The 20,527-nt window shown below is 69.9% G+C and carries 17 protein-coding genes; 14 read left to right on the forward strand and 3 right to left on the reverse strand.

Translation table 11 applies throughout. From position 1 onward, the window contains the following. The first annotated feature begins 43 nt into the window (after nucleotides 1–43). The 10 genes from hemE (at nucleotide 44) to AKH00_RS07875 (ending at nucleotide 9,242) form a co-directional block, all read left to right on the forward strand. A complete protein-coding gene (hemE, locus tag AKH00_RS07830) occupies nucleotides 44–1,063 on the forward strand; it encodes a uroporphyrinogen decarboxylase (protein ID WP_050722187.1) in 1,020 nt (339 codons plus the stop codon). A gap of 61 nt (nucleotides 1,064–1,124) precedes the next feature. Then, complete coding sequence (locus tag AKH00_RS07835) at nucleotides 1,125–2,771, forward strand: protoporphyrinogen/coproporphyrinogen oxidase (protein ID WP_082297499.1); 1,647 nt, start codon at nucleotides 1,125–1,127, stop codon at nucleotides 2,769–2,771. A gap of 187 nt (nucleotides 2,772–2,958) precedes the next feature. Continuing rightward, on the forward strand, nucleotides 2,959–3,390 hold the full coding sequence (locus AKH00_RS07840; protein WP_050722188.1) for a hypothetical protein: 432 nt from the start codon (nucleotides 2,959–2,961) through the stop codon (nucleotides 3,388–3,390). A 2-nt stretch (nucleotides 3,391–3,392) separates the two neighbouring features. Further along, the gene (locus tag AKH00_RS07845; protein WP_082297500.1) at nucleotides 3,393–3,800 is read left to right on the forward strand and encodes a phage holin family protein; all 408 of its coding nucleotides are present in this window, start codon (nucleotides 3,393–3,395) and stop codon (nucleotides 3,798–3,800) included. Continuing rightward, nucleotides 3,787–4,098, forward strand: coding sequence for a hypothetical protein (locus AKH00_RS07850; RefSeq protein ID WP_235556723.1), 312 nt, complete (start codon nucleotides 3,787–3,789; stop codon nucleotides 4,096–4,098). The genes AKH00_RS07845 and AKH00_RS07850 overlap by 14 nt, the downstream gene beginning before the upstream one ends. Nucleotides 4,099–4,180: 82 nt before the next feature. After that, entirely contained in the window at nucleotides 4,181–4,858 is a 678-nt protein-coding gene (gene hemQ / locus AKH00_RS07855) for a hydrogen peroxide-dependent heme synthase (RefSeq protein WP_050722191.1), read from the forward strand. 7 nt (nucleotides 4,859–4,865) lie between these two features. Beyond that, on the forward strand, nucleotides 4,866–5,879 hold the full coding sequence (gene hemC, locus AKH00_RS07860; RefSeq protein ID WP_050722192.1) for a hydroxymethylbilane synthase: 1,014 nt from the start codon (nucleotides 4,866–4,868) through the stop codon (nucleotides 5,877–5,879). After that, nucleotides 5,876–6,667 (forward strand): uroporphyrinogen-III synthase, encoded by a 792-nt coding sequence (locus AKH00_RS07865; protein ID WP_050722193.1) that lies wholly within the window; start codon nucleotides 5,876–5,878, stop codon nucleotides 6,665–6,667. The genes hemC and AKH00_RS07865 overlap by 4 nt, the downstream gene beginning before the upstream one ends. Then, nucleotides 6,664–7,641, forward strand: a complete 978-nt coding sequence (hemB, locus tag AKH00_RS07870) for a porphobilinogen synthase (protein ID WP_082297501.1) — start codon at nucleotides 6,664–6,666, stop codon at nucleotides 7,639–7,641. The genes AKH00_RS07865 and hemB overlap by 4 nt, the downstream gene beginning before the upstream one ends. A 278-nt stretch (nucleotides 7,642–7,919) precedes the next feature. Beyond that, nucleotides 7,920–9,242 carry a glutamate-1-semialdehyde 2,1-aminomutase gene (locus AKH00_RS07875; RefSeq protein ID WP_050722194.1) on the forward strand — a complete coding sequence of 441 codons (1,323 nt, stop codon included), beginning with the start codon at nucleotides 7,920–7,922 and terminating at the stop codon, nucleotides 9,240–9,242. A gap of 219 nt (nucleotides 9,243–9,461) precedes the next feature. Here the strand turns inward: AKH00_RS07875 and AKH00_RS07880 are convergent, their stop codons facing one another. Continuing rightward, entirely contained in the window at nucleotides 9,462–10,955 is a 1,494-nt protein-coding gene (locus tag AKH00_RS07880; protein ID WP_050722195.1) for an HNH endonuclease signature motif containing protein, read from the reverse strand. Between the two features lie 144 nt (nucleotides 10,956–11,099). Here AKH00_RS07880 and AKH00_RS07885 point away from each other — a divergent pair, with 144 nt between their 5' ends. Further along, entirely contained in the window at nucleotides 11,100–11,549 is a 450-nt protein-coding gene (locus tag AKH00_RS07885) for a hypothetical protein (protein WP_050722196.1), read from the forward strand. A gap of 63 nt (nucleotides 11,550–11,612) precedes the next feature. On the opposite strand, the gene AKH00_RS17630 is transcribed toward AKH00_RS07885, so the two are convergent. Continuing rightward, on the reverse strand, nucleotides 11,613–13,583 hold the full coding sequence (locus tag AKH00_RS17630) for an ATP-binding cassette domain-containing protein (protein WP_082297502.1): 1,971 nt from the start codon (nucleotides 13,581–13,583) through the stop codon (nucleotides 11,613–11,615). Between the two features lie 121 nt (nucleotides 13,584–13,704). Between AKH00_RS17630 and AKH00_RS07895 the strand changes: the two genes are divergently transcribed. The 3 genes from AKH00_RS07895 to AKH00_RS07905 all read left to right on the forward strand — a co-directional run bounded on the left by AKH00_RS07895 (nucleotide 13,705) and on the right by AKH00_RS07905 (nucleotide 18,926). Beyond that, the gene (locus AKH00_RS07895; protein ID WP_050722197.1) at nucleotides 13,705–14,766 is read left to right on the forward strand and encodes an enoyl-CoA hydratase/isomerase family protein; all 1,062 of its coding nucleotides are present in this window, start codon (nucleotides 13,705–13,707) and stop codon (nucleotides 14,764–14,766) included. Between the two features lie 201 nt (nucleotides 14,767–14,967). Then, complete coding sequence (locus AKH00_RS07900; protein ID WP_050722198.1) at nucleotides 14,968–16,695, forward strand: ABC transporter ATP-binding protein; 1,728 nt, start codon at nucleotides 14,968–14,970, stop codon at nucleotides 16,693–16,695. Then, nucleotides 16,692–18,926: an ABC transporter ATP-binding protein gene (locus tag AKH00_RS07905; protein WP_050722199.1), complete on the forward strand. Its 2,235-nt coding sequence runs from the start codon at nucleotides 16,692–16,694 to the stop codon at nucleotides 18,924–18,926. Before AKH00_RS07900 ends, AKH00_RS07905 begins: the two co-directional genes overlap by 4 nt. A 78-nt stretch (nucleotides 18,927–19,004) precedes the next feature. Here AKH00_RS07905 and AKH00_RS07910 read toward each other — a convergent pair whose 3' ends face one another. After that, a complete protein-coding gene (locus AKH00_RS07910) occupies nucleotides 19,005–20,501 on the reverse strand; it encodes a D-alanyl-D-alanine carboxypeptidase family protein (protein WP_050722200.1) in 1,497 nt (498 codons plus the stop codon). Between the last annotated feature and the right edge of the window lie 26 nt (nucleotides 20,502–20,527).

The following is a 20,527-nucleotide window of genomic DNA, read 5'->3' on the forward strand; positions in this document are numbered from 1 at the left end:
TCACGCACAGGTCGGTCGGAGAGCGGGATGGGAGGATGGAGACATGGCCCTCTCCGACGCCCCGCTGCTGCGCGCCCTCACCGGTCCCCGTCCCGATCGCACCCCCGTGTGGTTCATGCGGCAGGCCGGCCGCTCGCTGCCCGAGTACCGTGAACTGCGGGTCGGGACGCGGATGCTGGATGCCTGCCTCACGCCCGATCTGGCCGCCGAGATCACCCTCCAGCCCGTGCGTCGGCACGGTGTGGACGCCGCCGTGTTCTTCAGCGACATCGTGATCCCGCTGCGCCTCGCGGGTGTCGACGTCGAGATCGAGCCGGGCCGAGGGCCCGTGTTCGCGAATCCGGTGCGCTCGGCCGCGGACGTCGAGCGCATCACCGCGATCGACCCCGAGTCCCTGGACGGCACGGCGGTGGCCGAGGCCGTGCGCATCGTCGCGGCCGAGCTCGGCGACACCCCGGTGATCGGATTCGCGGGCGCGCCGTTCACGCTCGCCGCCTATCTCGTCGAGGGAGGCCCGTCGAAGGAGCACCTGCGGGCGAGGGCCATGATGCATGCGGACCCGGAGTCCTGGGACCGCCTGGCCGGATGGCTCGCGGGCGTCTCGCGGCGGTTCCTCGAGATCCAGCGCGACGCGGGAGCGTCGGTCGTGCAGCTGTTCGACTCGTGGGCCGGGTCGTTGAACCCCGCCGACTACCGGCGCTTCGTCGCCCCGCATTCGCACGCCGCGCTCGCGGGCATCGGCGTGCCGACCATCCACTTCGGCGTGGGGACAGGTCCGTTCCTCGCCGACATGCGCCTCGACGGCGTGGCCGACGGCGTGGGCGTCGACTGGCGTCTGCCGCTCGACGAGGCCGCGGCGATCGTCGGACCGGACACCGCGGTACAGGGCAACATCGACCCGGCACTGCTATCGGCGCCCTGGCCTGTGCTCGAGGCGCACGTGCGCGATGTGCTCGAGCGGGGACGAGCGGCGAAGGGGCACATCCTCAACCTCGGTCACGGCGTGCCGCCCGAGACCGATCCCGACCAGCTCACCCGGATCGTGGAGCTGGTGCACTCATGACCCGCGTGCCGCCCGAGACCGATCCCGACCAGCTCACCCGGATCGTGGAGCTGGTGCGCTCATGACCCGCGCCGAGGGGAGTGCCGGGAGTCCCGACGAGGCTTCCGCTGCCGAGAGCTCGCGGATCGAACTCGAAGCACGCGCCGCTCGCGCGGCCGAGCGTCACGTCGTCGTGATCGGCGGCGGCATCGGCGGACTCATCGCCGCGCGGGAGTGCGCCAAGGTGGGTATGAGGGTCACGGTGCTCGAAGCGGGGGATGCCGTCGGCGGCGCGATCCGCCGCGCCGAGCTGGACGGCGTCGTGCTCGACGCGGGCGCCGAGAGCTACGCGACCCGCGGAGGACATGTGCGAGCGCTCCTCGCCGAGCTCGGGCTGTCCGATCGCATCGTCGCGCCCGCGGCGGGCGGTGCCTGGCTCGCGGGGATCCCCGGCGTCGGCGCCGCACCCCTGCCGGTCGGCGGCATCCTCGGCATCCCGAGCAACCCCTTCCAGGAGGATGTGCGCCGGATCATCGGGTGGTCGGGAGTGTGGCGCGCCTACCTCGACCGCATCCGTCCGCCGCTCACGATCGGCCACGATCACAGCCTCGGCAAGCTCGTCCGCACCCGAATGGGGGCGAGGGTGTCCGACCGTCTCGTGGCTCCGGTGACCACGGGCGTGTACTCGGCGTCGCCTGAGGACGTCGACGTGGATGTCGCGGCGCCCGGGCTGAACGCGGCCCTCACCCGTGTCGGCTCGCTGTCGGGCGCGGTGCAGGTGCTGCGCGATGAGGGCGCCGCTCGGGCGGCGCAGGCGAAGTCCCCCGGCGCTGCCGTCGAGGGCCTCATCGGAGGCATGAGCGTGCTCGTCGAGGCGCTCGTCGCCGACATCGAGAAGCTCGGCGGCGAGGTGCGCACCGGGGTACCGGTGACGAGTGTGGTCCGCGAGGGCGAGACATGGCGCGTCGCCATGGGCCGGTCGGCCGATGCGGGTGCGGTGCAGCCGGCGGACGCGGGTGCGGTGTCTCCGGAGGATGCGGGTGCGGTGTCTCCGGAGGATGCGGGTGCGGTGTCTCCGGACGCTGCGGGTGCATCGCGCACGCACGAGAGCGAACCCCGCGAACTCGCCGCTGACGGAATCGTCGTCGCCACGTCCGAGAGCGTGGCCCGCACCCTGCTCGCCGCCGCCGTCACTGCGCTGGCGAAGACCGACGCCGCCGATGCCCCCGAGATCGAGATCGTCACGCTGCTGCTGTCGGCAGGGGCGCTGCAGGGCGCTCCGCGCGGCACGGGGGTGCTCACGGTGCCCGGGAGTCACACCGCCAAGGCGCTCACCCACTCGAGCGCGAAGTGGACGTGGCTGCAGGATGCTGCGGGAGATCGACACGTCGTGCGCGTGTCGTTCGGCGCGCAGGGCGAGCCCGCGGCGACGGCGGGGCTCGATGACGCAGAAGCAGCCCAGCTGGCGTTGCGGGAGGCCGGGGCGCTTCTCGGGACGTCGTTCACCGATGGGCATCTCCTCGCCGCCCATCGGTCGCGGTTCGTGCAGGCCCAGCCGGCTTCGATCATCGGCTCCGGAGACCGACGGGATGCTGCGCGCGCGGCGGTCCGCGCCGTGCCCGGCCTAGCCGTCGTCGGCGCGTGGATGGCCGGCACCGGCCTCGCCCAGGTCGTCCCCGACGCGCACGACGAGGCCGACCGCCTGCGCCGGACGCTCCTCTGGGAGTGAACTCGGGGCTGAAGGGGGTAGGTGCAGCGGGCTCGCTCGTTCCGAATGCGAACCGGGCTCGTGTGTCAACCCTCTACGCGATAGATGCCGAAATCGGCATACGGCGTTACGCTGGACACCTGGCTGGCGGCGCCGAGCCGCCGGGTCGCCCCCGGGCGATCGCACCGGAACAACGTGAGGAGACCCCATGAAGGGGAAGATCGGACTCGTCGTAGGACTCGGCGTGGGATACGTCCTCGGAACGCGCGCCGGACGTGAGCGCTACGAGCAGATCAAGACGCAGTGGCTCAAGGTGTGGCACCTCGATCCGGTGCAGGAGCAGGTCGAGAAGGTCAAGGGCTATGTCGGCGACAAGGCCGCCGCGGTCCCGGGAGCGATCTGGTCGGGCGTGCAGAAGGTCGTGCGCTCGGCGAACGGCGGAGGCACGGCGGGGCAGCGCCTCGACGCAGCCGTGGCTGCCGGCAAGAAGGCCGCGGACGACATCGTCGACGCGACCGAGGATGCGGTGGAAGAGACCAAGTCCGCCGCCAAGAAGCCCGCCGCGAAGAAGCCGGCTGCGAAGAAGCCGGCATCCAGCCGATCGACGTCGTCGCGTTCCACGACGAAGTCCGGTGACTGACCATGGCCCGGGGCTACCGCGATCGCGCGGATGACAGTCTGCTGTCGCTCATCGGCGACCTTCCCGAGCTGATCGGGAACCTGGTCAAGGCCGAGATCGACGCCGGGAAGAAGTGGGTCGCGAAGACCGCGAAGGGTGCCGGGATCGGCGCCGTGTGGTTCGTCGTCGCGCTGTTCTTCCTGTTCTGGGCCGTGCCCGTGATCCTCGTGTTCGCGATCGCGGGTCTGTCGTCGTGGTGGCCGGTGTGGCTGTCGGCGCTCGCCGTGTTCGGCATCCTCCTGCTCGCCGTGCTGTTCTTCGCGCTGCTCGGCATCCTGAAGTTCCGCAAGGTGCTCCGCCGCGAGAATCCCGCCCAGGCGGTCGGCGCAGACCTCCGACTCGTGAAGGAAGCCGGCGATGACGAACTCTGACAACTCCCTGCGATCGTCTCGATCAAACGTCACGATGGCGACCCTGCCGAAGACGGCGGTGCCCGCGGGCATCGCCGATCCGGTGGAGTCGGCTCGTGCGGAGCTGAAGGCGGCTCTCGCCGCGATCGAGGTGAAGGGGAACTTCCCGCGCCGCATCGACAAGGCATCGAAGCGGGCGGTGGGCAAGGCCCGTGCGTTCGCGGACCGCAACCCCGCGGCGGCGACTGCCGCATCCGTCGCTCTCGCCGCCGTCGTCGGCGGAGCTGTGTGGGTGATCGCCCGGGCGCTGTCGCGCTGAGTAAGAGCGGGTTCTCCCGGCTGCGAACGACCCGGGTCCCTCCGCGTTCGCTACTCCTTCGCAAAGGGGGCAGACTGGACACATGTCCGATGAGCGCGAAGAGAACCCGTCCGGCTTCACCCTGTGGGCCGTGTGGCGGCGCAACCCCGATGTCCCGGTGACCGAGTCCGACTCGACGGAGCTCGAGACGATCGCGGGCTACATCGAGGACTCGGGCGTGACCGTGCGCGGTTTCTACGACGTATCCGGTCTGAAGGCCGACGCCGATCTCATGGTGTGGCTGCACGGTGAGACCGCCGAGGAGCTGCAGCGTGCGCTGCGCCGCCTGCGTCGCACCGAGCTGCTGCGTTCGCTGCTGCCGGTGTGGAACGTCATGGGGGTGCACCGCGACGCGGAGTTCAATCGCGCGCACGTGCCGGGATTCCTCCGCGGCGTCGAGCCGAAGGACTGGTTGTGCCTGTATCCGTTCGTGCGCACGCCGGAGTGGTATCTCGCGCCGGAGGAGGAGCGTCGGAAGATGCTCGCGGATCACGGCCGCAAGGGTGCGGCGTTCACGGGCGTCATCGCGAACACGGTCGCGGCCTTCGCGCTCGGCGACTACGAGTGGATCCTCCCGATGGAGGCGGACGACGTCACCGACCTCGTCGACATGATGCGCGACCTGCGCTACACGGATGCGCGCCTCTACGTGAAGGAGGAGGTGCCCTTCTACACGGGGCGCCGACTCCGGTTCGACGAGATCGCGGACGTCCTGCAGTAGGTCGTCCATGAGCATCTCGATCGACCGTTCCGCCCCCATCCGCCTGGGCACCCGACGCAGCGCGCTCGCGCAGGCGCAGTCGGGTCATGTCGCAGCCGCGCTCGAGAAGGTATCGGGCCGCGCGGTGGAACTCGTCCCGATCACGAGCGAGGGCGACACGAACCGCGCCTCGCTGTCGGAGATCGGTGGGCAGGGCATCTTCGCCACACGCCTGCGCGAGGCTCTGCTCGCGGGGGAGTGCGACTTCCTCGTGCACTCGCTCAAAGACCTCCCGACGGCGATCCCCGACGGTCTCGTGATCGCCGCGACGCCGGTGCGCGAGGATGCGCGGGACGTCGCGATCACCCGTGGGGGCACGCCGCTCCACGAGCTGCGATCGGGGAGCAAGGTCGGCACCGGTTCGCCGCGTCGCATCGCGCAGGTGCGTCGACGGTCGCCGCACGCGAAGGTCGTCGACCTGCGCGGCAACGTCGACTCCCGTCTGCATCGCGTCGCCTCGGGCGAGCTCGATGCCGTCATCCTCGCCGCCGCGGGTCTCTCGCGTCTCGGCACGGACTCGCCCCTGCGGCGGGAGGAGCTCGGCCTCGCCGAGTGGCCGACCGCACCGGGGCAGGGTGCGCTGGCGATCGAGACCCGCACGGATGCGCCCCAGGAGCTGCTCGATGCGCTCGCAGAGCTCGACGATCACGACACCCGGGTGGCCATCACGGTGGAGCGCGCGGTGCTGGAGGGTCTCGATGCCGGTTGTCAAGCCCCCATGGCCGCGCACGCGGTTCTGCAGGGCGACGAGATCCGCGTCAGGACGGTCGTCTACGCCCCCGAAGGGGAGCGTCGGATCGGCCTCGACGTCACCGAGGTGCTGAACGGGGAGTATATTCGTCGGAACGGCAGTGGCAATGGGGCGGATGCTGCCGATGGTGCAGACCCGATGCACGCAGCGCGCGAGCTCGGGTTGACTGTTGCCCGTCGGCTGCTCGAACAAGGGGCGGCTGACCTTGTTTCCCGAGAGCATTCTTCATGACTGAATCGAAGCAGGACCGACCGCTGAGCGGCTGGCGCATCCTCGTGCCGCGCGGGGGGCCGTGGGGCGACGGCGTCGCCGCGAGCCTCCGTGCCCAGGGCGCGGTGCCGGTGGTCGCGCCGCTGATCAATTTCGCCCCGACCACGGACCAGGCGGCACTCGACGTGGCGCTCGCGCAGCTTGCCGACGGCGCGTACGACTGGCTGACCGTGACGAGCGCGACGACCGTCGACGTGATGTTCGCGCATCGCGCGGTCGTGCCGCGGGGGACGAAGATCGCCGCGGTGGGCGAGACGACGGCCGCGGCCCTGCAGGCCGTCGGCTACGAGGTCGCTCTCGTGCCCGAGCAGGACAACTCCGCCGAGGGGATGGCGCAGCAGCTGATCGCTCTCGAGACCGAGCCGCGACGCATTCTCGCGCTGCGCAGCGAGATCGCCAAGCCCGTGCTCAGCGTGCTGCTGCAGGAGGCCGGGCACGACGTGGACAGCGTCGTGGCGTATCGCACGGTCGGCGTGCCGGTGACGGATCGCATCAAGCGCGACGTGGAGAACGGCCGGATCAACGCGATCCTCATCACCAGCGGTTCTGTCGCGGCGCAGGTGCGCGAGCAGTTCCCGGAGATCCCGGATGAGACGCTGCTCGCGGCTATCGGCCCGCGGACTGCTCGGGATGCCGACAAGGCCGGGCTCCCCATCACGGTGGTCGCCGATCGGCAGACCGTCGATGCGCTCATCGACGCGGTGTCGACGTTCACGCTTCCGCACGCGGCGGACGAGCTGGCGCCGTGAGCTTCCCCGACGTGCGCCTGCGCAGGCTGCGACAGTCCCCGGCGGTGCGCGGGCTGGTCCGCGAGACCTCGATCGAGCCTCGCCAGCTGGTGCTGCCCCTGTTCGTGCGCGAGGGCGTCACAGAGGCGCAGCCGATCGGCTCGATGCCGGGCATCGTGCAGCATTCGCTCGACTCGCTGAAGAGCGCGGCGACGGAGGCCGCCGAGGCGGGTGTCGGCGGTGTGATGCTCTTCGGAGTGCCGGCTGTGCGTGACGCGCAGGGTTCGGGGGCCGATGACCCTCGCGGCATCCTCAACGTCGCGACCGAGGCGCTCGCTGCGGAGATCGGCGATGCGATCGTCGTGCAGACCGACCTCTGTCTCGACGAGTTCACCGACCACGGGCATTGCGGTGTGCTGGCGCCGGACGGCTCGGTCGACAACGACGCGACGCTGGAGCGGTACGCGTCGATGGCGCTCGCGCAGGCGCGCGCCGGCACGCAGCTGCTGGGCCTGTCGGGGATGATGGACGGCCAGGTGGCCGTGATCCGTCGGGCTCTGGATGCCGAGGGGTTCACGGACACGCTGCTGCTCGCCTACGCCGCGAAGTATGCGAGCGCCTTCTACGGTCCGTTCCGCGAGGCCGTCGATTCGCAGCTGAAGGGCGATCGCCGCACGTATCAGCTCGATCCGGGCAACCGGCGCGAGGGCGTGCGCGAGGCCGTCGTCGACGAGCAGGAGGGCGCCGACATCGTCATGGTCAAGCCGGCGATGGCCTTCCTCGACGTGCTCCGCGAGGTGCGGGACGCCGTCGACGTCCCGGTCTGGGCGTACCAGGTGTCGGGGGAGTACGCCATGATCGAGGCCGCCGCGGCGAACGGTTGGATCGATCGCCGCGCGTCGATCCTCGAGTCGCTCCTCTCGATCCGTCGTGCGGGCGCCGACGCCGTGCTGACGTACTGGGCGACCGAAGCGGCCCGCTGGCTGAGAGGCTGAGCGCGCGCGAGGCGCGCTGTATGTCCTCACCGCGCTCTGAGTCCGCGCGTCCCGTTCCGCTCTGCGAGCACCGGCCCTGAGTCCTGTGCTCAGGCCCTGAGTCCCGTGCGCCCGGCCCTGAGTCCTGTGCTCAGGCCCTGAGTCCCGTGCGCCCGGCCCTGAGTCCTGTGCTCAGGCCCTGTGTCCTGTGCACCCGGCCCTGAGCCCTGTGCACAGGAGCCGGGGATAGCCTGGAGGGTGTGCTCGGAGCCGTCCGTGCCCTGTCCGAGGAGTGTGCTGTGACCGACCGCAATGACGACCTGTTCTCCGCCGCGCGAGCGGTGATCCCCGGCGGGGTGAACTCGCCGGTTCGGGCGTACGGGTCCGTCGGTGGAACCCCACGTTTCCTCGCCTCGGCTCGCGGTGCGCGGGTGACGGATGCCGCGGGCGTCGAGTTCGTGGATCTCGTCGCGTCCTGGGGACCCGCGCTGCTCGGGCATGCACATCCCGAGGTCGTCGCCGCGGTGCAGGAGGCCGCCACCCGCGGGTTGTCCTTCGGTGCGCCGACCGAGGGCGAGGTCGAGCTCGCCGAGCTGATCGCGGATCGTGTGCGCGTGGGCGACGCCGCTCCGATCGAGCGTGTGCGTCTCGTGTCGACGGGCACCGAGGCGACGATGACCGCGATCCGACTGGCTCGCGGTGCCACGGGTCGCGACCTTCTCGTGAAGTTCGCGGGGCACTATCACGGTCATTCCGACGGGCTGCTGGCGGCGGCGGGCTCGGGCGTCGCGACGCTTGCTCTTCCTGGTTCCGCGGGAGTGCCCGCGCCGATCGCGGCGCAGACCCTGGTGATCGACTACAACGACCGCACCGCGCTCGAGACGGTGTTCGCCGAGCACGGCGACCGCATCGCCGCGGTGATCGTCGAGGCCGCTGCGGCGAACATGGGCGTGGTCGCGCCGGACCCGGGTTTCAACGCCTTCCTGGCTGACACGGCGCACGCGCACGGTGCGTTGTTGATCCTCGACGAAGTGCTCACGGGGTTCCGTGTCCACCCTGCGGGCTTCTGGGGTTTGCAGGCTGCGGCCGGCGAGCAGTACACGCCCGATATCGTCACGTTCGGCAAGGTCGTCGGCGGCGGGATGCCGCTCGCCGCTCTGGGGGGTCGCGCCGAGGTCATGGATCTTCTGGCGCCTCTGGGGCCTGTGTATCAGGCGGGTACGCTCTCGGGGAATCCGCTGTCGGTCGCGGCCGGTCTGGCGACCCTGCGCCTCGCCACGCCCGAGGTCTATGCGGCTGTCGACGCTGCCGCTGCACGCGTCGCATCGGCCCTCGACCGCGCTCTCTCGGACGCAGGCGTGACCCACGCCGTCGCCCACGCCGGAAACCTGTTCAACGGGTCGTTCCGGCCGACCGCCCCGCGCGACTACACCGAAGCGCAGGCCCAGGAATCGTTCCGCTACGCGCCGTTCTTCCACAGCATGCGCGAGCAGGGCGTGGCGCTGCCGCCGAGCGTGTTCGAGGCGTGGTTCCTCACAGCCGCTCACGATGAGGAGGACCTGCAGCGGATCGAGGCAGCACTCCCGTCGGCAGCCCGGGCTGCCGCGAACGCGCGGGGATGATGCGAACCTGACCGGGTGCCGGGCGCACATGCCCTGGAGGATGCACGACTGATCGGATCTACGACTGGGCAGATTCCGCGGGGCGCGATCACGCCTGCGGGCAGGATCCCGCGGGGCAGGACTCGACTGGGCAGATTCCGCGGGGGCAGGATCCGACTCGCCACCAGTGGGCAGGATCCCGCAGGGCATGGTCACGCCTGCGGGCAGTACCTCCCCCTGTCAGGTGAACATGACCCGGCGCTGTGGTTCGTCGCGGTAACTGCGGCCCAGCGGGCTGAGCCAGTCGATCGTCCCGTCCGGGAGTTGCCGCGCTGTCCATCGGTGGTCGTCCGCGATGTCCGGATGTTTGAGTACGTGGTGGGTCGCGCACAGGTGCCCGAGGTTGTGCACCTCGGTCCGACCGCCCTTGGCGTGATCGTGGGTGTGGTCGATCTGGCAGCGGTGCACCGGCATCCGACAACCGGGGAAGCGGCAGTGCTGGTCTCGCGCTCGAAGGAATCGGCGCATCGGCTCGGTCGGAGTGTAGGTGTCCGTCTCGGTGACGAGTCCTCGAGCGTCGAGGAAGAGTCGTGACCACCCGCTGTTGCGCCCGGCGAGATCCCGTGCGATGTCGGGATGCAGCGGACCGAAGCCGTCGAGCTCGGCTGGACGATCGTCGAGGCCGGCAAGCGTCGACGCCGCGACCGTCACCTGGATGCGGGCGTGAATGCCGTCGAGAGCGGCTCTGTGAGCGTCGCCGGGTGCGGCAGAGAGCAGGAGATCGGTGAGCAGGTCGGTGCGGACCTGGTCGATGGTGCGATCGTCGGCCGGCTGCGGCGCGAGGGGTTTGATGTCTTCGCCGCCTCCCGCAGAGACTGTCGGCGTATCTGCTGTGATCGACGGGTCCACCGTGAACGTCGCGCCGGCGAAGATCGCATGGTCGTCGCGATCGGCCGATGTCGTCTCACCGCCTGCGTCCCGAGCGTCTGCGACACCGGCGTCCCGAGCGTCTGCGACACCGGCGTCCCGAGCGTCTGCGACACCGGCGAGGCGCGCATTCTTCCGGGACGAGTCCGTGCGCGCAGCCAGCACACCGCGCGCGAGCTGGGTGAGTCGGTCCATGATCGCGACCGCGAGATGTTCTGGCAGGACCACGGTGAGCAGTGCGAGTCCGTCGTCGACGGAGCGCAGCGTGACGGTGCGCTCCGACCGCGCGCGTGCATGGCGCTCCCGCAGGGTCGCTCCGGCCAGCACCGCGGCGAGGGAACGGACGTGCACGGCGGTGCGCGCGGGGGACTCGCGTTGCGCGACGATCACGGCCCCGGCGTCGTAGTCGTCCGCAGCCTCGGCATCCGCTCGTCCGTTCATGACGGCCTCACGGACGACGCCGCCCTCGCGGATGATCGCCCGCACATGGGCGGCTGTGATCGAGCCTGTGCGGAAGGCGGCGAGCACCTCGGGGTGGCCCCGGCGCAGGAATGCGGCATCTGTGAACGCGTACTCCATCGCGCCGGTGGACAAGCGACCGGCCGCGGCGTACTCGGCGACCATCGAGCGGTGGATCGCATCCCGGTGGAAGGGGTGCTCCGCCGCATCGGCCTGGCTCAGTGCCATCCGATCGGCGAGCAGCGACGAGGCCTCGGACTCGAGGACGGCGATCCGACGCCGCTTCTCGACCCACGCGTCGAGCAGAGCTCGGCGGTGGTCGAGATCGGTGTCGGGAATTGCTGCCATGCTTCGAGTTTAGTATCTTTGTTCGAAACTCGGGCAGAACATCGGAATGGAACAGCGCGTGATGGTGGGAACAGACAAGGGATCGTTGTGGTCCTGTGAAGAAGACGCAGGCAACGGACGGGGTACCGCTGGCAGACTGGACGCATGGTGACGTTGCTGCTGGACCAGACGCAACTCGAAGTCGTGCTCTCGCCCATCGAGCGCGCGGCCAGCTTCCATCGTGACAACCTGCGCATCGCGCGCGAGACGATCGCGAAAGTGCAGCTCACCGACGATGCGTGGACCTGGCTGCGCGGCGTGCCCAATCCGGGAACGCACATCCCCGGGGTGCTCGCCTCGGGAAGCTGGAAGGCGGCGGGCAGCGTCGACTTCGTGCTCATCCGCCGACACCGTCCGAGCGTCGTGATCGACCTCGACGGAGATCCGCAGTTCCGTCGCCTGATCCTCACGACGCGCCACGGACTCGCCCTGACCCAGGCCCTGCGCCTCGACGTTTCCGCGGAGCCCGCAGACGTCGAGGAGATCGTCGCCACGGCACCGACGCCCGTGTCCAAGCAGCGCCGCCGGCCGGTCATCCGTCCCCGACCGGCCTGAGCCCTCGACAAGAATGCCCTCCGTCACCGATCGGTGACGGAGGGCATCGTCGCTCGGGGCGCGTCAGTCGTGACGGTGCTCGCCCTCGTGGTTCTGGTGCTCGCCCTCGTGGTTCTGGTGCTCACCCTCGTGGTTCTGGTGCTCACCCTCGGGGTGCTCGCTCTCGACCTGGTGCCCCTGCTCGTCATCCGCAGACGAACGGCCTTCAGCGGACGAAGCCGCCCCTGACGCCGAGTCGTCCTCCGCAGCCGAATCGTTCTCCCCAGCTGCGTCGCTGTCGGGTGTCCACGCGGGCACCTGGTCGATCACGCCCGTGCTCGCGACAGACCAGTGCGCGTCCTCGTTCGAGGTCTCGTCCTCGGACGCGGCGCCCGTAGCGCCTTCGGACGCGTCGCCGGCCTCGCCGTCGGCGCCGGCATCGGTGGACGCCGCGGCGTCGCCGAGCGGGTAGTCTGCCGGCTCATCGTCGTAGTAGGCGCGAGCGGCGGCGGCGAGCATGGACGTCACCGCCGTGGAGCGTGGATCGTCGCCCTCGGGGCGGTCGTCCGATTCGTCGCCTCCGTCGGCGACGTCATCCTGCTCGCCGAGGTCGTCGAAGACCTCGACACCGGATGCCGCGGCGTCCGCCTCGCCCGTCGTCGGTGCGTCGGCGACCTCGGGGAGACGGTCCTCGTTATCGTCCCCGGGCGCGGTCCCGGTGCCGAACAGGATGTCGTCGAAGGACTGCGTGGTCGCGCCTTCCTCGGCCGGGAGATCCTGCTCTTCGCCGGTGTCCGCGTCAGCGGCCTGCGCGGCGTCTGCCTCCGGAGCCGCATCGGCGGTCACCGCGTCCGGGGCCACCGCAGAGGCTCCCGCTGTCGGGTCCGCCTGTGCCTCAACCGCAGCACCCGAAAGCGGGTCGATGGCCGCAGTCACATCCGCTTCGGCCGCAGCATCCACATCCGCATCGGCCGCAGCATCCGCATCCGCACTGGCCGCTGCATCCGCTTCCGCCGCGTCCGCCGCAGCATCCGCCGCGGAACCGGCATCCGCCTCCGAATCGGCATCCGCCTCCGAATCGGCTTCCGCCTCGACGGCCGCAGGGGCAGCCTCCGGCGGCGCCACGTACTCCGACGCCGCCGCGACCGCGCGCGGTCCGAGCGTCCCTCCGCGGACGAGCTCGATGAACACGTCTTCCAGAGTGGGTCCGCGCTGCACGAGCGTGCTGAGCGCGACGCCCGCCGAGGCGGCGATCGCACCGACGGTCTGCGCGTCCCCGCCGCGCACGCGGAGTCCGGAGCGCAGCACCTCGACCTCGAAGCCCGCGGTCGAGAGAGCGGTGCGCAGAGCGACGCGGTCGGCGGAGTCGACGACGACGGATCCGCCGGACGGGTCGGCGAGGGTCTCGATGCCGCTGGAGAGCACGAGCTGCCCCTTGGACAGCACGAGCACGTGGTCGGCGACCTGCTCGATCTCGCTGAGGACGTGGGAGGAGACGAGCACAGTGCGTCCCTCATCCGCGAGGCGCCGCATCAGAAGACGCATCCACCGGATGCCCTCGGGGTCGAGTCCGTTCGCCGGTTCGTCGAACACGAGCGCGCCAGGATCGCCGAGCAGGGCGTGCGCGACGCTCAGGCGCTGGCGCATGCCGAGGGAGAAGCTGCCGACACGGCCCTCCGCCTCGTGCTCGAGACCCACGAGCGACAGCACCTCGTCGACGCGGGAGAGCGGGATGCCGTTGGCCTTGGCCGCGATGGTCAGGTGGCGTGCGGCGCTGCGGCGCGGTCGGTAGACGGTCTCCTCCAGCACGGAGCCGATCGTGCGCAGCGGGTGCCGCAGCTCGGCGTAGGCGACGCCGCCGATCGTGGCCGTTCCGCTCGTGGGTCGCACCTGGCCGAGCAGGATGCGCAGAGACGTGGTCTTCCCGGCGCCGTTGGGGCCGAGGAACGCGGTGACGATCCCCGGCTCGACACGTGCGGAGAGGTCGGACACCGCCGTCACGTCATTGAAGCGCTTCGTCACGCGCGTGAACTCGAGCACCTGTCCGTCGGGCATCCGCGACCTCTCGTTGCAATGGGCGGTTCCGTCTATCCTGCCGGAAAAGCGGTCAGATCGCGCATTTACCGCAGGAACATGTGCAGAAGCAAGCCCTGGAAGACGGGGTAGCCTGGCACGCGTGACCGCATCGACCGCCTCGCCCCGCGTCCTCGTCCGCACGGAAGGCGCGCTGGGTCGACTCACCCTCAACCGTCCCGAGGCCATCAACGCGCTCGACGTCGACATGATCCAGGCGCTCACGGCGGCGCTCGAGGCCTGGCGCGACGACACCGACGTGCAGATCGTGCTGATCGACGGCGACGGCGATCGCGGGACGTGCGCGGGCGGCGATGTCCGGGCCCTCTACGACCAGATCGTGGCGGGTCAGGCCGAGACCACGACGGAGTTCTTCCGCTCCGAGTACGCCCTGGATGCCATGATCGCGGAGTACCCCAAGCCGGTGGTCGCGTTGGCGGACGGCATCACGATGGGTGGCGGGATCGGCCTCACCGGACACGCGGCGATCCGCATCGTCACGGAACGGTCGAAGCTCGCTATGCCCGAGACGAGGATCGGCTTCACCCCCGATGTCGGCGGCACCTGGCTGCTCGGCCGCGCTCCCGGGCGCTTCGGGGAGTACTTCGGACTCACGGGCTCGACCATGAACGGGGCGGATGCCGTGCTGCTCGGCTTCGCCGACCACTTCGTCCCCTCGGATCGGCTCGATGCGCTGCGCGAGGCCCTCGCGTACCGCGCCGACCCCACGGGGCCGGCGGAGATCGTGCTGCTGTTCGACGAGACCCCCGACCCCTCGACGCTGCCGGCCTCCCGCGAGTGGATCGACGACGCGTTCTCCGCCGACACGGTCGCGGAGATCGTCGCGCGGCTGCGCGCTCGCACCGAGTCGGATGCGGTCGCGACGGCCGATCTGCTCGAGACGCTCGCGCCGACCGCGCTCACCGTGACGCTCGACGCGGTGCGCGAGGCGCGGGAGATGCCGGGTCTCCGCGCGGCTCTGGAGGGGGAGTACCGCCGCGTGATGTGGTTCGTGCGGCACCATCCCGACCTCGTGGAGGGCATCCGCGCGCAGATCGTCGACAAGGATCGCGACCCGCATTGGAGTCCGGCGACGATCGCCGAGCTCGCGTCGGATGCGGGGGCTCCGGCCCGTTCGTTCGTCCCGGAGCGCTCGCTGTTCTAGGGGGTGCCGTCGGTCGGCCTTTGTTCGCCGCGGTGCAGAAAACCCCCGGCCGGGCCGGGGATCGGTTCGCTGTGAGCGAAGGTCCTCCCATAGGGGCATACGAATGTCGTCGGTTCGTGGCACTCTTGCATGTGCGCGATCGTCGGCCTGCGTCCGCCCGCCGGGAGATCCGCCGCGTCATCCTTCCTAGAAAGTCCGCCTGTGCTGGGAAAAATCCTCTTCCGCTATCTCCGTCGATACAAGTGGTTGCTCGTGGGCGTGCTGGTCTTCCAGTTCGCCAGCGCCATCGCCACGCTCTACCTCCCCCGTCTCAACGAAGACATCATCAACAAGGGCGTCGCGCAGTCCGACACCGATTACATCTGGCGCACCGGGCTGTTCATGCTCGCCGTGTCGCTCGGTCAGATCATCGCCTCGATCATCGCGACCTACTTCGCCGCCCGCGCGTCCATGGGAGCGGGGCGCGACATCCGCTCCGACGTCTTCGGCAAGGTGAGCGGCTTCTCCGAGCGCGAGGTCTCGCAGTTCGGTGCCGGTTCGCTCATCACCCGCAACACGAATGACGTGCAGCAGGTGCAGATGCTGGCGATGATGGGTGCGACGATGCTCGTCACCGCCCCGCTGCTCGCGATCGGCGGCATCATCTTCGCCGTGCAGACGAACGTCGGCCTCAGCTGGCTGATCGCGGTCTCGGTTCCGCTGCTGCTGGTCGTGGCGGGCTTGGTGGTCAGCCGCATGGTTCCGCTGTTCCGCAGCTATCAGGGCAAGCTCGACACCGTGAACCGCGTCATGCGCGAACAGTTGACCGGCGTGCGCGTCGTCCGCGCGTTCGTCCGCGAGCGCATCGAGGAGGAGCGGTTCCGCGAGGCCAACACCGACATCATGGTCGTCGGTCGCAAGGTCGGCTCGCTGTTCGTCCTGCTGTTCCCGCTCTTCATGCTGATCCTCAACGTCACGGTCGTGGCGGTCGTGTGGTTCGGCGGCGTCGAGGTCAACAGCGGCACGGTGCAGGTCGGCACCATCTTCGCCTTCATGCAGTACATCGGCCAGATCATGGGCGGTGTCATCATGGCGAGCTTCATGGCGATCATGATTCCGCGCGCTGCCGTCTCGGCCGAGCGCATCGGCGAGGTGCTCGACACCGAGTCGAGCATGACTCGTCCGGCAGACGGCGTCACCGCGTTCCCGCGGCCTGGCTCCGTCGCCTTCGACGACGTCGAGTTCACGTACCCCGGCGCGGACTCTCCGGTTCTCACCGGCATCAGCTTCGGCGCCGAGCCGGGCGAGACCGTCGCGATCGTCGGGTCGACGGGCTCCGGAAAGACGACGCTCGTCTCGCTCATCCCTCGACTGTTCGATGTCTCAGGCGGAGCGGTCTTCGTCGGCGGGACCGATGTGCGCACCGCCGACGTCGAGTCGCTATGGGCGACCATCGGCCTCGTGCCGCAGCGTCCTTTCCTGTTCACCGGCACCGTCGCGTCGAACCTCCGGTACGGCCGGGAGGACGCGACGGACGACGAGCTGTGGCATGCGCTCGAGATCGCGCAGGGGCGTGACTTCGTCGAGGAGATGCCCGATGGCCTCGAGTCGCGCATCACGCAGGGCGGCACGAACGTGTCCGGCGGTCAGCGTCAGCGTCTCGCGATCGCCCGTGCGATCGTGCGCCAGCCGCAGATCCTCGTGTTCGATGATTCCTTCTCGGCGCTCGACCTCACGACCGATGCGAGACTCAGGCAGGCGCTGTGGCGCGAGCTGCCGCACGTCACCAAGATCGTCGTCGCACAGCGCGTCTCGTCGATCACGGATGCCGACCGCATCGTCGTCCTCGAGGGCGGCACGATGGTCGGGGTCGGCACCCATGAGGAGCTCCTCGAGACGAGCCCGACATACCGAGAGATCGTCGAATCGCAGTTGGGGGTCGACGCATGAGCGAGCAGAGCACGCCCACGTCCCGTCGCCGTCGCGCGCCGAAGGCCGCGGCCACCGCGACCGTCGAGGCGGAACTGACCGACGAGGAGAAGTACGAGGCAGAACTGGCCGAGCAGGCCCGTCAGAACGGCGGCGGCTGGGACAGCGTCGCGCCGGGCAAGGCCGACAACTTCGGCAAGAGCTTCAGCCGGATGATCGGTCTGCTGAAGCCGTCGGCGGTGTGGTTCGTCCTGGTGTCGATCGCGGGCGCTGTCGGCGTGGTGCTCACCGTCGCCGCCCCGAAGGTGCTCGGCGAGGCCACGAACCTCATCTACAAGGGCTTCCTCTCGGTGCAGCTCGGGCAGACGAACGGGGGCGTCCCCGGATTCCCCGCCGGTACCCCGCAGGAGGACGTCGTCGCCGCGCTGCGACAGGGCGGGCAGGACGACTTCGCGAACCAGGTGGCGGCCCTCGGCAGCTTCCAGGTCGGTGACGGCGTCGACTTCGACGCGCTGCGGTGGGTCATCATCGCAGTGCTCGCGATCTACATCGTCGCGGCGTTCCTCAGCTGGATCCAGGGCTACGTCATCAACGTCATCATGGTGCGCACCATGTGGCGCCTGCGTGAGCAGGTCGAGGCGAAGATCAACCGTCTGCCACTGTCGTACTTCGACAAGGTGCAGCGCGGTGACCTGATCTCGCGCGTCACGAACGACATCGACAACATCACGCAGACGATGCAGCAGTCGCTGTCCGGTGCCATCACGGCCGTGCTCACCGTCGTGGGCGTGCTCGTGCTGATGTTCTCGATCTCGTGGCAGCTCGCACTCGTCGCGCTCGTCGCCCTCCCGCTCATGGGCGTGATCTTCGGCGTCATCGGTCCGCGGTCGCAGAAGGCCTTCGGCACGCAGTGGCGCAAGGTCGGTCGTCTCAACGCCCGTGTCGAGGAGGCCTTCTCGGGCCACGCTCTCGTCAAGGTGTTCGGCCGCGAGCAGGACGCGCTCGACAAGTTCAAGGACGAGAACGAGGAGCTCTTCCAGGCCAGCTTCAAGGCGCAGTTCCTCTCCGGCATCATCATGCCGGCGATGACCTTCGTCGGAAGCCTCACCTATGTCGGCATCGCGGTGCTGGGTGGCCTCATGGTCGCCAGTGGCCAACTGCGGCTCGGCGACGTACAGGCATTCATCCAGTACTCACAGCAGTTCACGCAGCCGCTGTCGGAGCTGGGCGGCATGGCCGCGGTCGTGCAGTCGGGCACCGCATCGGCCGAGCGGGTGTTCGAGCTGCTCGACGCTCCGGAGCAGGAGGCAGACGCCCTCGACGCTCCGAAGCTCGACGAGGGCAAGGGCGTCGTCGAGTTCGAGAACGTGGCGTTCTCGTACACGCCGGAACGTCCGCTCATCACGGATCTGTCGTTCCGCGTCGAGCCCGGTCAGACGGTCGCGATCGTCGGCCCGACCGGCGCGGGCAAGACGACGCTGGTCAACCTGATCATGCGGTTCTACGAGCTGAACGGCGGGCGCATCCTGCTCGACGGTCAGGACATCGCGGAGATCACCCGTGAGGATCTGCGCTCGCGCACCGGCATGGTGCTGCAGGACCCGTGGCTGTTCGCGGGGTCGATCCGCGAGAACATCCGGTACGGGAGGTCGTCCGCGACCGACGACGAGGTGTACGAGGCCGCCAAGGCGACCTACGTCGACCGTTTCGTGCACGCGCTCCCGGACGGATACGACACCGTGCTCGACGAGGACGCGTCGAACGTCTCGGCCGGCGAGCGGCAGCTCATCACGATCGCCCGCGCGTTCGTGGCGCAGCCGTCGATCCTGATCCTCGACGAGGCGACGTCTGCCGTCGACACGCGCACCGAGCTGCTTCTGCAGAACGCGATGGCTGCGCTCCGTCAGGGACGCACGTCGTTCGTGATCGCGCACCGTCTGTCGACCATCCGCGACGCCGACCTCATCCTCGTGATGGAGCACGGCGACATCGTCGAGAAGGGCACGCACGACGAGCTCATCGCCGCGCAGGGTGCGTACTGGCGCCTCTACCAGTCGCAGTTCGAGCAGGCCGCGACCGACATCGACGCGGAAGAGGCCCTCACCGGCACCACGCCCGTCGTCGTGAGCGGCGAAGCCGAAGAGCAGACAGCGGCCCAGGTCGGCGCCTCCGTCGGAGCGCAGCAGCCGGTCGCCGAAGCCGCGGCAGCGAAAGCCGTGGTCGAGCGCCCGGACGGCGACTCACAGAGCTGAGCAGGAACACGAGAGCGCCGCGTCCCTCCCGGGGCGCGGCGCTCTCGCGTCCGCGATCAGCGCATCGACGGGGCTGAGTCAGCGCTGGGCTTCGGTGAGGCCGAAGAGTTCGAGCGGGTGCGTGAGGCGCCACCAGGGACTCGGCCCGTCGACATCCTCTGCGAGGCTGAGCGGTGTCACCACGGAGTTGAGAGGCCCGGACACGAGCAGCGTTCCCGCCTCGTCGCCACCCTCCCGGCGATCGCCGAGATCGAAGGTCGGGGTCGCCTGCGCGCCCACACCGTTCCACAGGATGATGGGGGTGTCGGCATCCGCGACAATATCCACCGTCTCGCCCCACAACGTCGTCACGGTGCCGATCACGGCATCCTTCTCGACCGCGGGTTCCTGTGCCGCGAGTGAGGCCTCGACCTGGGCGAACAGGGCACGCGTCTCGGACAGACGCTGCTCGTCGTCCACCTGCCCCAGCACCGCCGCGTACATCCGGACGGTCGTGTCGTCGACCACGATGTCCTTCGCCGTGAGGAGGTTCCAGCTGTCGCCGAGCGTGCCGGTCTTGACGCCGACGACACCGGCGTCGGCCAGCATCCCGTTCGTGTTGACGACCGTTCCCGCCCCGGGCAGGTCCACCGACGGCGTGCTCACGATGCTCGCGAACACGGGATTCTGCATCGCGCGCTCGGCCAGAGCGATCAGCGATGCCGGGGTCGCCGTGTTGCGCTCGTCGAACCCGGACGGCGTGGCGATCGTGATCTCGTCGAGGCCGCGATCCCGCAGCCACACCGTCGCCGCCGAGGCGAACGCCTCATCCGATCCCCAGATCTCTCGGGCGAGACGGTCGATGTAGTTGTTCGCCGATCCCAGCAGGGTGCCCTGCAGCATCTGGTACTCGGTGAGCGTTCCGCCGACGGGCACGTCGAGCGCGGACTGATCGGACCGGCGGTACTGCCAGTAGGCCTGGTTGTCGGCACGCGTGAACGCGAACTCGGGCCCCTGCTCCCCGACGGCGAGCGGCATGCGGTCGAGCACCATGAGGCTCGAGACGACCTTTGTGACGCTCGCGATCACGGCCGGGTCGAGGGAGGATGCGGTCGTTCCGAGTCCGCCGATGCCGACAGCGGCACTGCCCTGCGCGGGCCAGAGGATCTCCGCCGGAGCGGGCGCAGTCGGCGTGAACGTGGCGGCCTGCACGGTCGGCGGCAGCTCATGCAACGGCCACAGCATGGTCGCCCCCGCGTAGGTGCCCAGGAGTCCGAGAAGAGCGCCGACGGGCACGAGGATGCCGGGGCTCGCCGCCCGAGAACGCAGCCGCGCGCCGCGCAGCAGAGTGCTGGCCGCCTCCGGATCCGCGTCCAGTGTGAGAGGTCCGGTCGACGTGAGCTCCGCGACCTCGAGCGGGTCGACCCAGGTGAGAGCCGTGCCGCCTGACCCGGCCGCGGCCCATCGGGTCTCCGGGGCGCTCTCGGCGCCGGAAGGCTCGGCCTCGGCTGTCTCCACCGGCGGGCGCGTCAGCACCGACGTCGCGTCCGCGGGCGACGTGTCCGGAGCGGCCTCAGGGGAGTGGGGAGCGGTCACCCCCTCACGGTACCCAATCCCGGCAC

Origin of the sequence: Microbacterium sp. GCS4, from assembly GCF_001262495.1 — a bacterium.
Classification (GTDB): domain Bacteria; phylum Actinomycetota; class Actinomycetes; order Actinomycetales; family Microbacteriaceae; genus Microbacterium.

Excerpts from the sequence above, each read along its gene's own strand:
- hemQ (WP_050722191.1), top strand. The coding sequence starts at position 4,181 with ATGTCCGATGAGCGCGAAGAGAACCCGTCCGGCTTCACCCTGTGGGCC.
- AKH00_RS17630 (WP_082297502.1), bottom strand. The coding sequence starts at position 13,583 with ATGCCCGACGGACAGGTGCTCGAGTTCACGCGCGTGACGAAGCGCTTC.
- AKH00_RS07845 (WP_082297500.1), top strand. The coding sequence starts at position 3,393 with ATGGCCCGGGGCTACCGCGATCGCGCGGATGACAGTCTGCTGTCGCTC.
- AKH00_RS07840 (WP_050722188.1), top strand. The coding sequence starts at position 2,959 with ATGAAGGGGAAGATCGGACTCGTCGTAGGACTCGGCGTGGGATACGTC.
- hemE (WP_050722187.1), top strand. The coding sequence starts at position 44 with ATGGCCCTCTCCGACGCCCCGCTGCTGCGCGCCCTCACCGGTCCCCGT.
- AKH00_RS07905 (WP_050722199.1), top strand. The coding sequence starts at position 16,692 with ATGAGCGAGCAGAGCACGCCCACGTCCCGTCGCCGTCGCGCGCCGAAG.
- AKH00_RS07880 (WP_050722195.1), bottom strand. The coding sequence starts at position 10,955 with ATGGCAGCAATTCCCGACACCGATCTCGACCACCGCCGAGCTCTGCTC.
- hemC (WP_050722192.1), top strand. The coding sequence starts at position 4,866 with ATGAGCATCTCGATCGACCGTTCCGCCCCCATCCGCCTGGGCACCCGA.
- AKH00_RS07835 (WP_082297499.1), top strand. The coding sequence starts at position 1,125 with ATGACCCGCGCCGAGGGGAGTGCCGGGAGTCCCGACGAGGCTTCCGCT.
- AKH00_RS07885 (WP_050722196.1), top strand. The coding sequence starts at position 11,100 with ATGGTGACGTTGCTGCTGGACCAGACGCAACTCGAAGTCGTGCTCTCG.
- AKH00_RS07850 (WP_235556723.1), top strand. The coding sequence starts at position 3,787 with ATGACGAACTCTGACAACTCCCTGCGATCGTCTCGATCAAACGTCACG.
- AKH00_RS07865 (WP_050722193.1), top strand. The coding sequence starts at position 5,876 with ATGACTGAATCGAAGCAGGACCGACCGCTGAGCGGCTGGCGCATCCTC.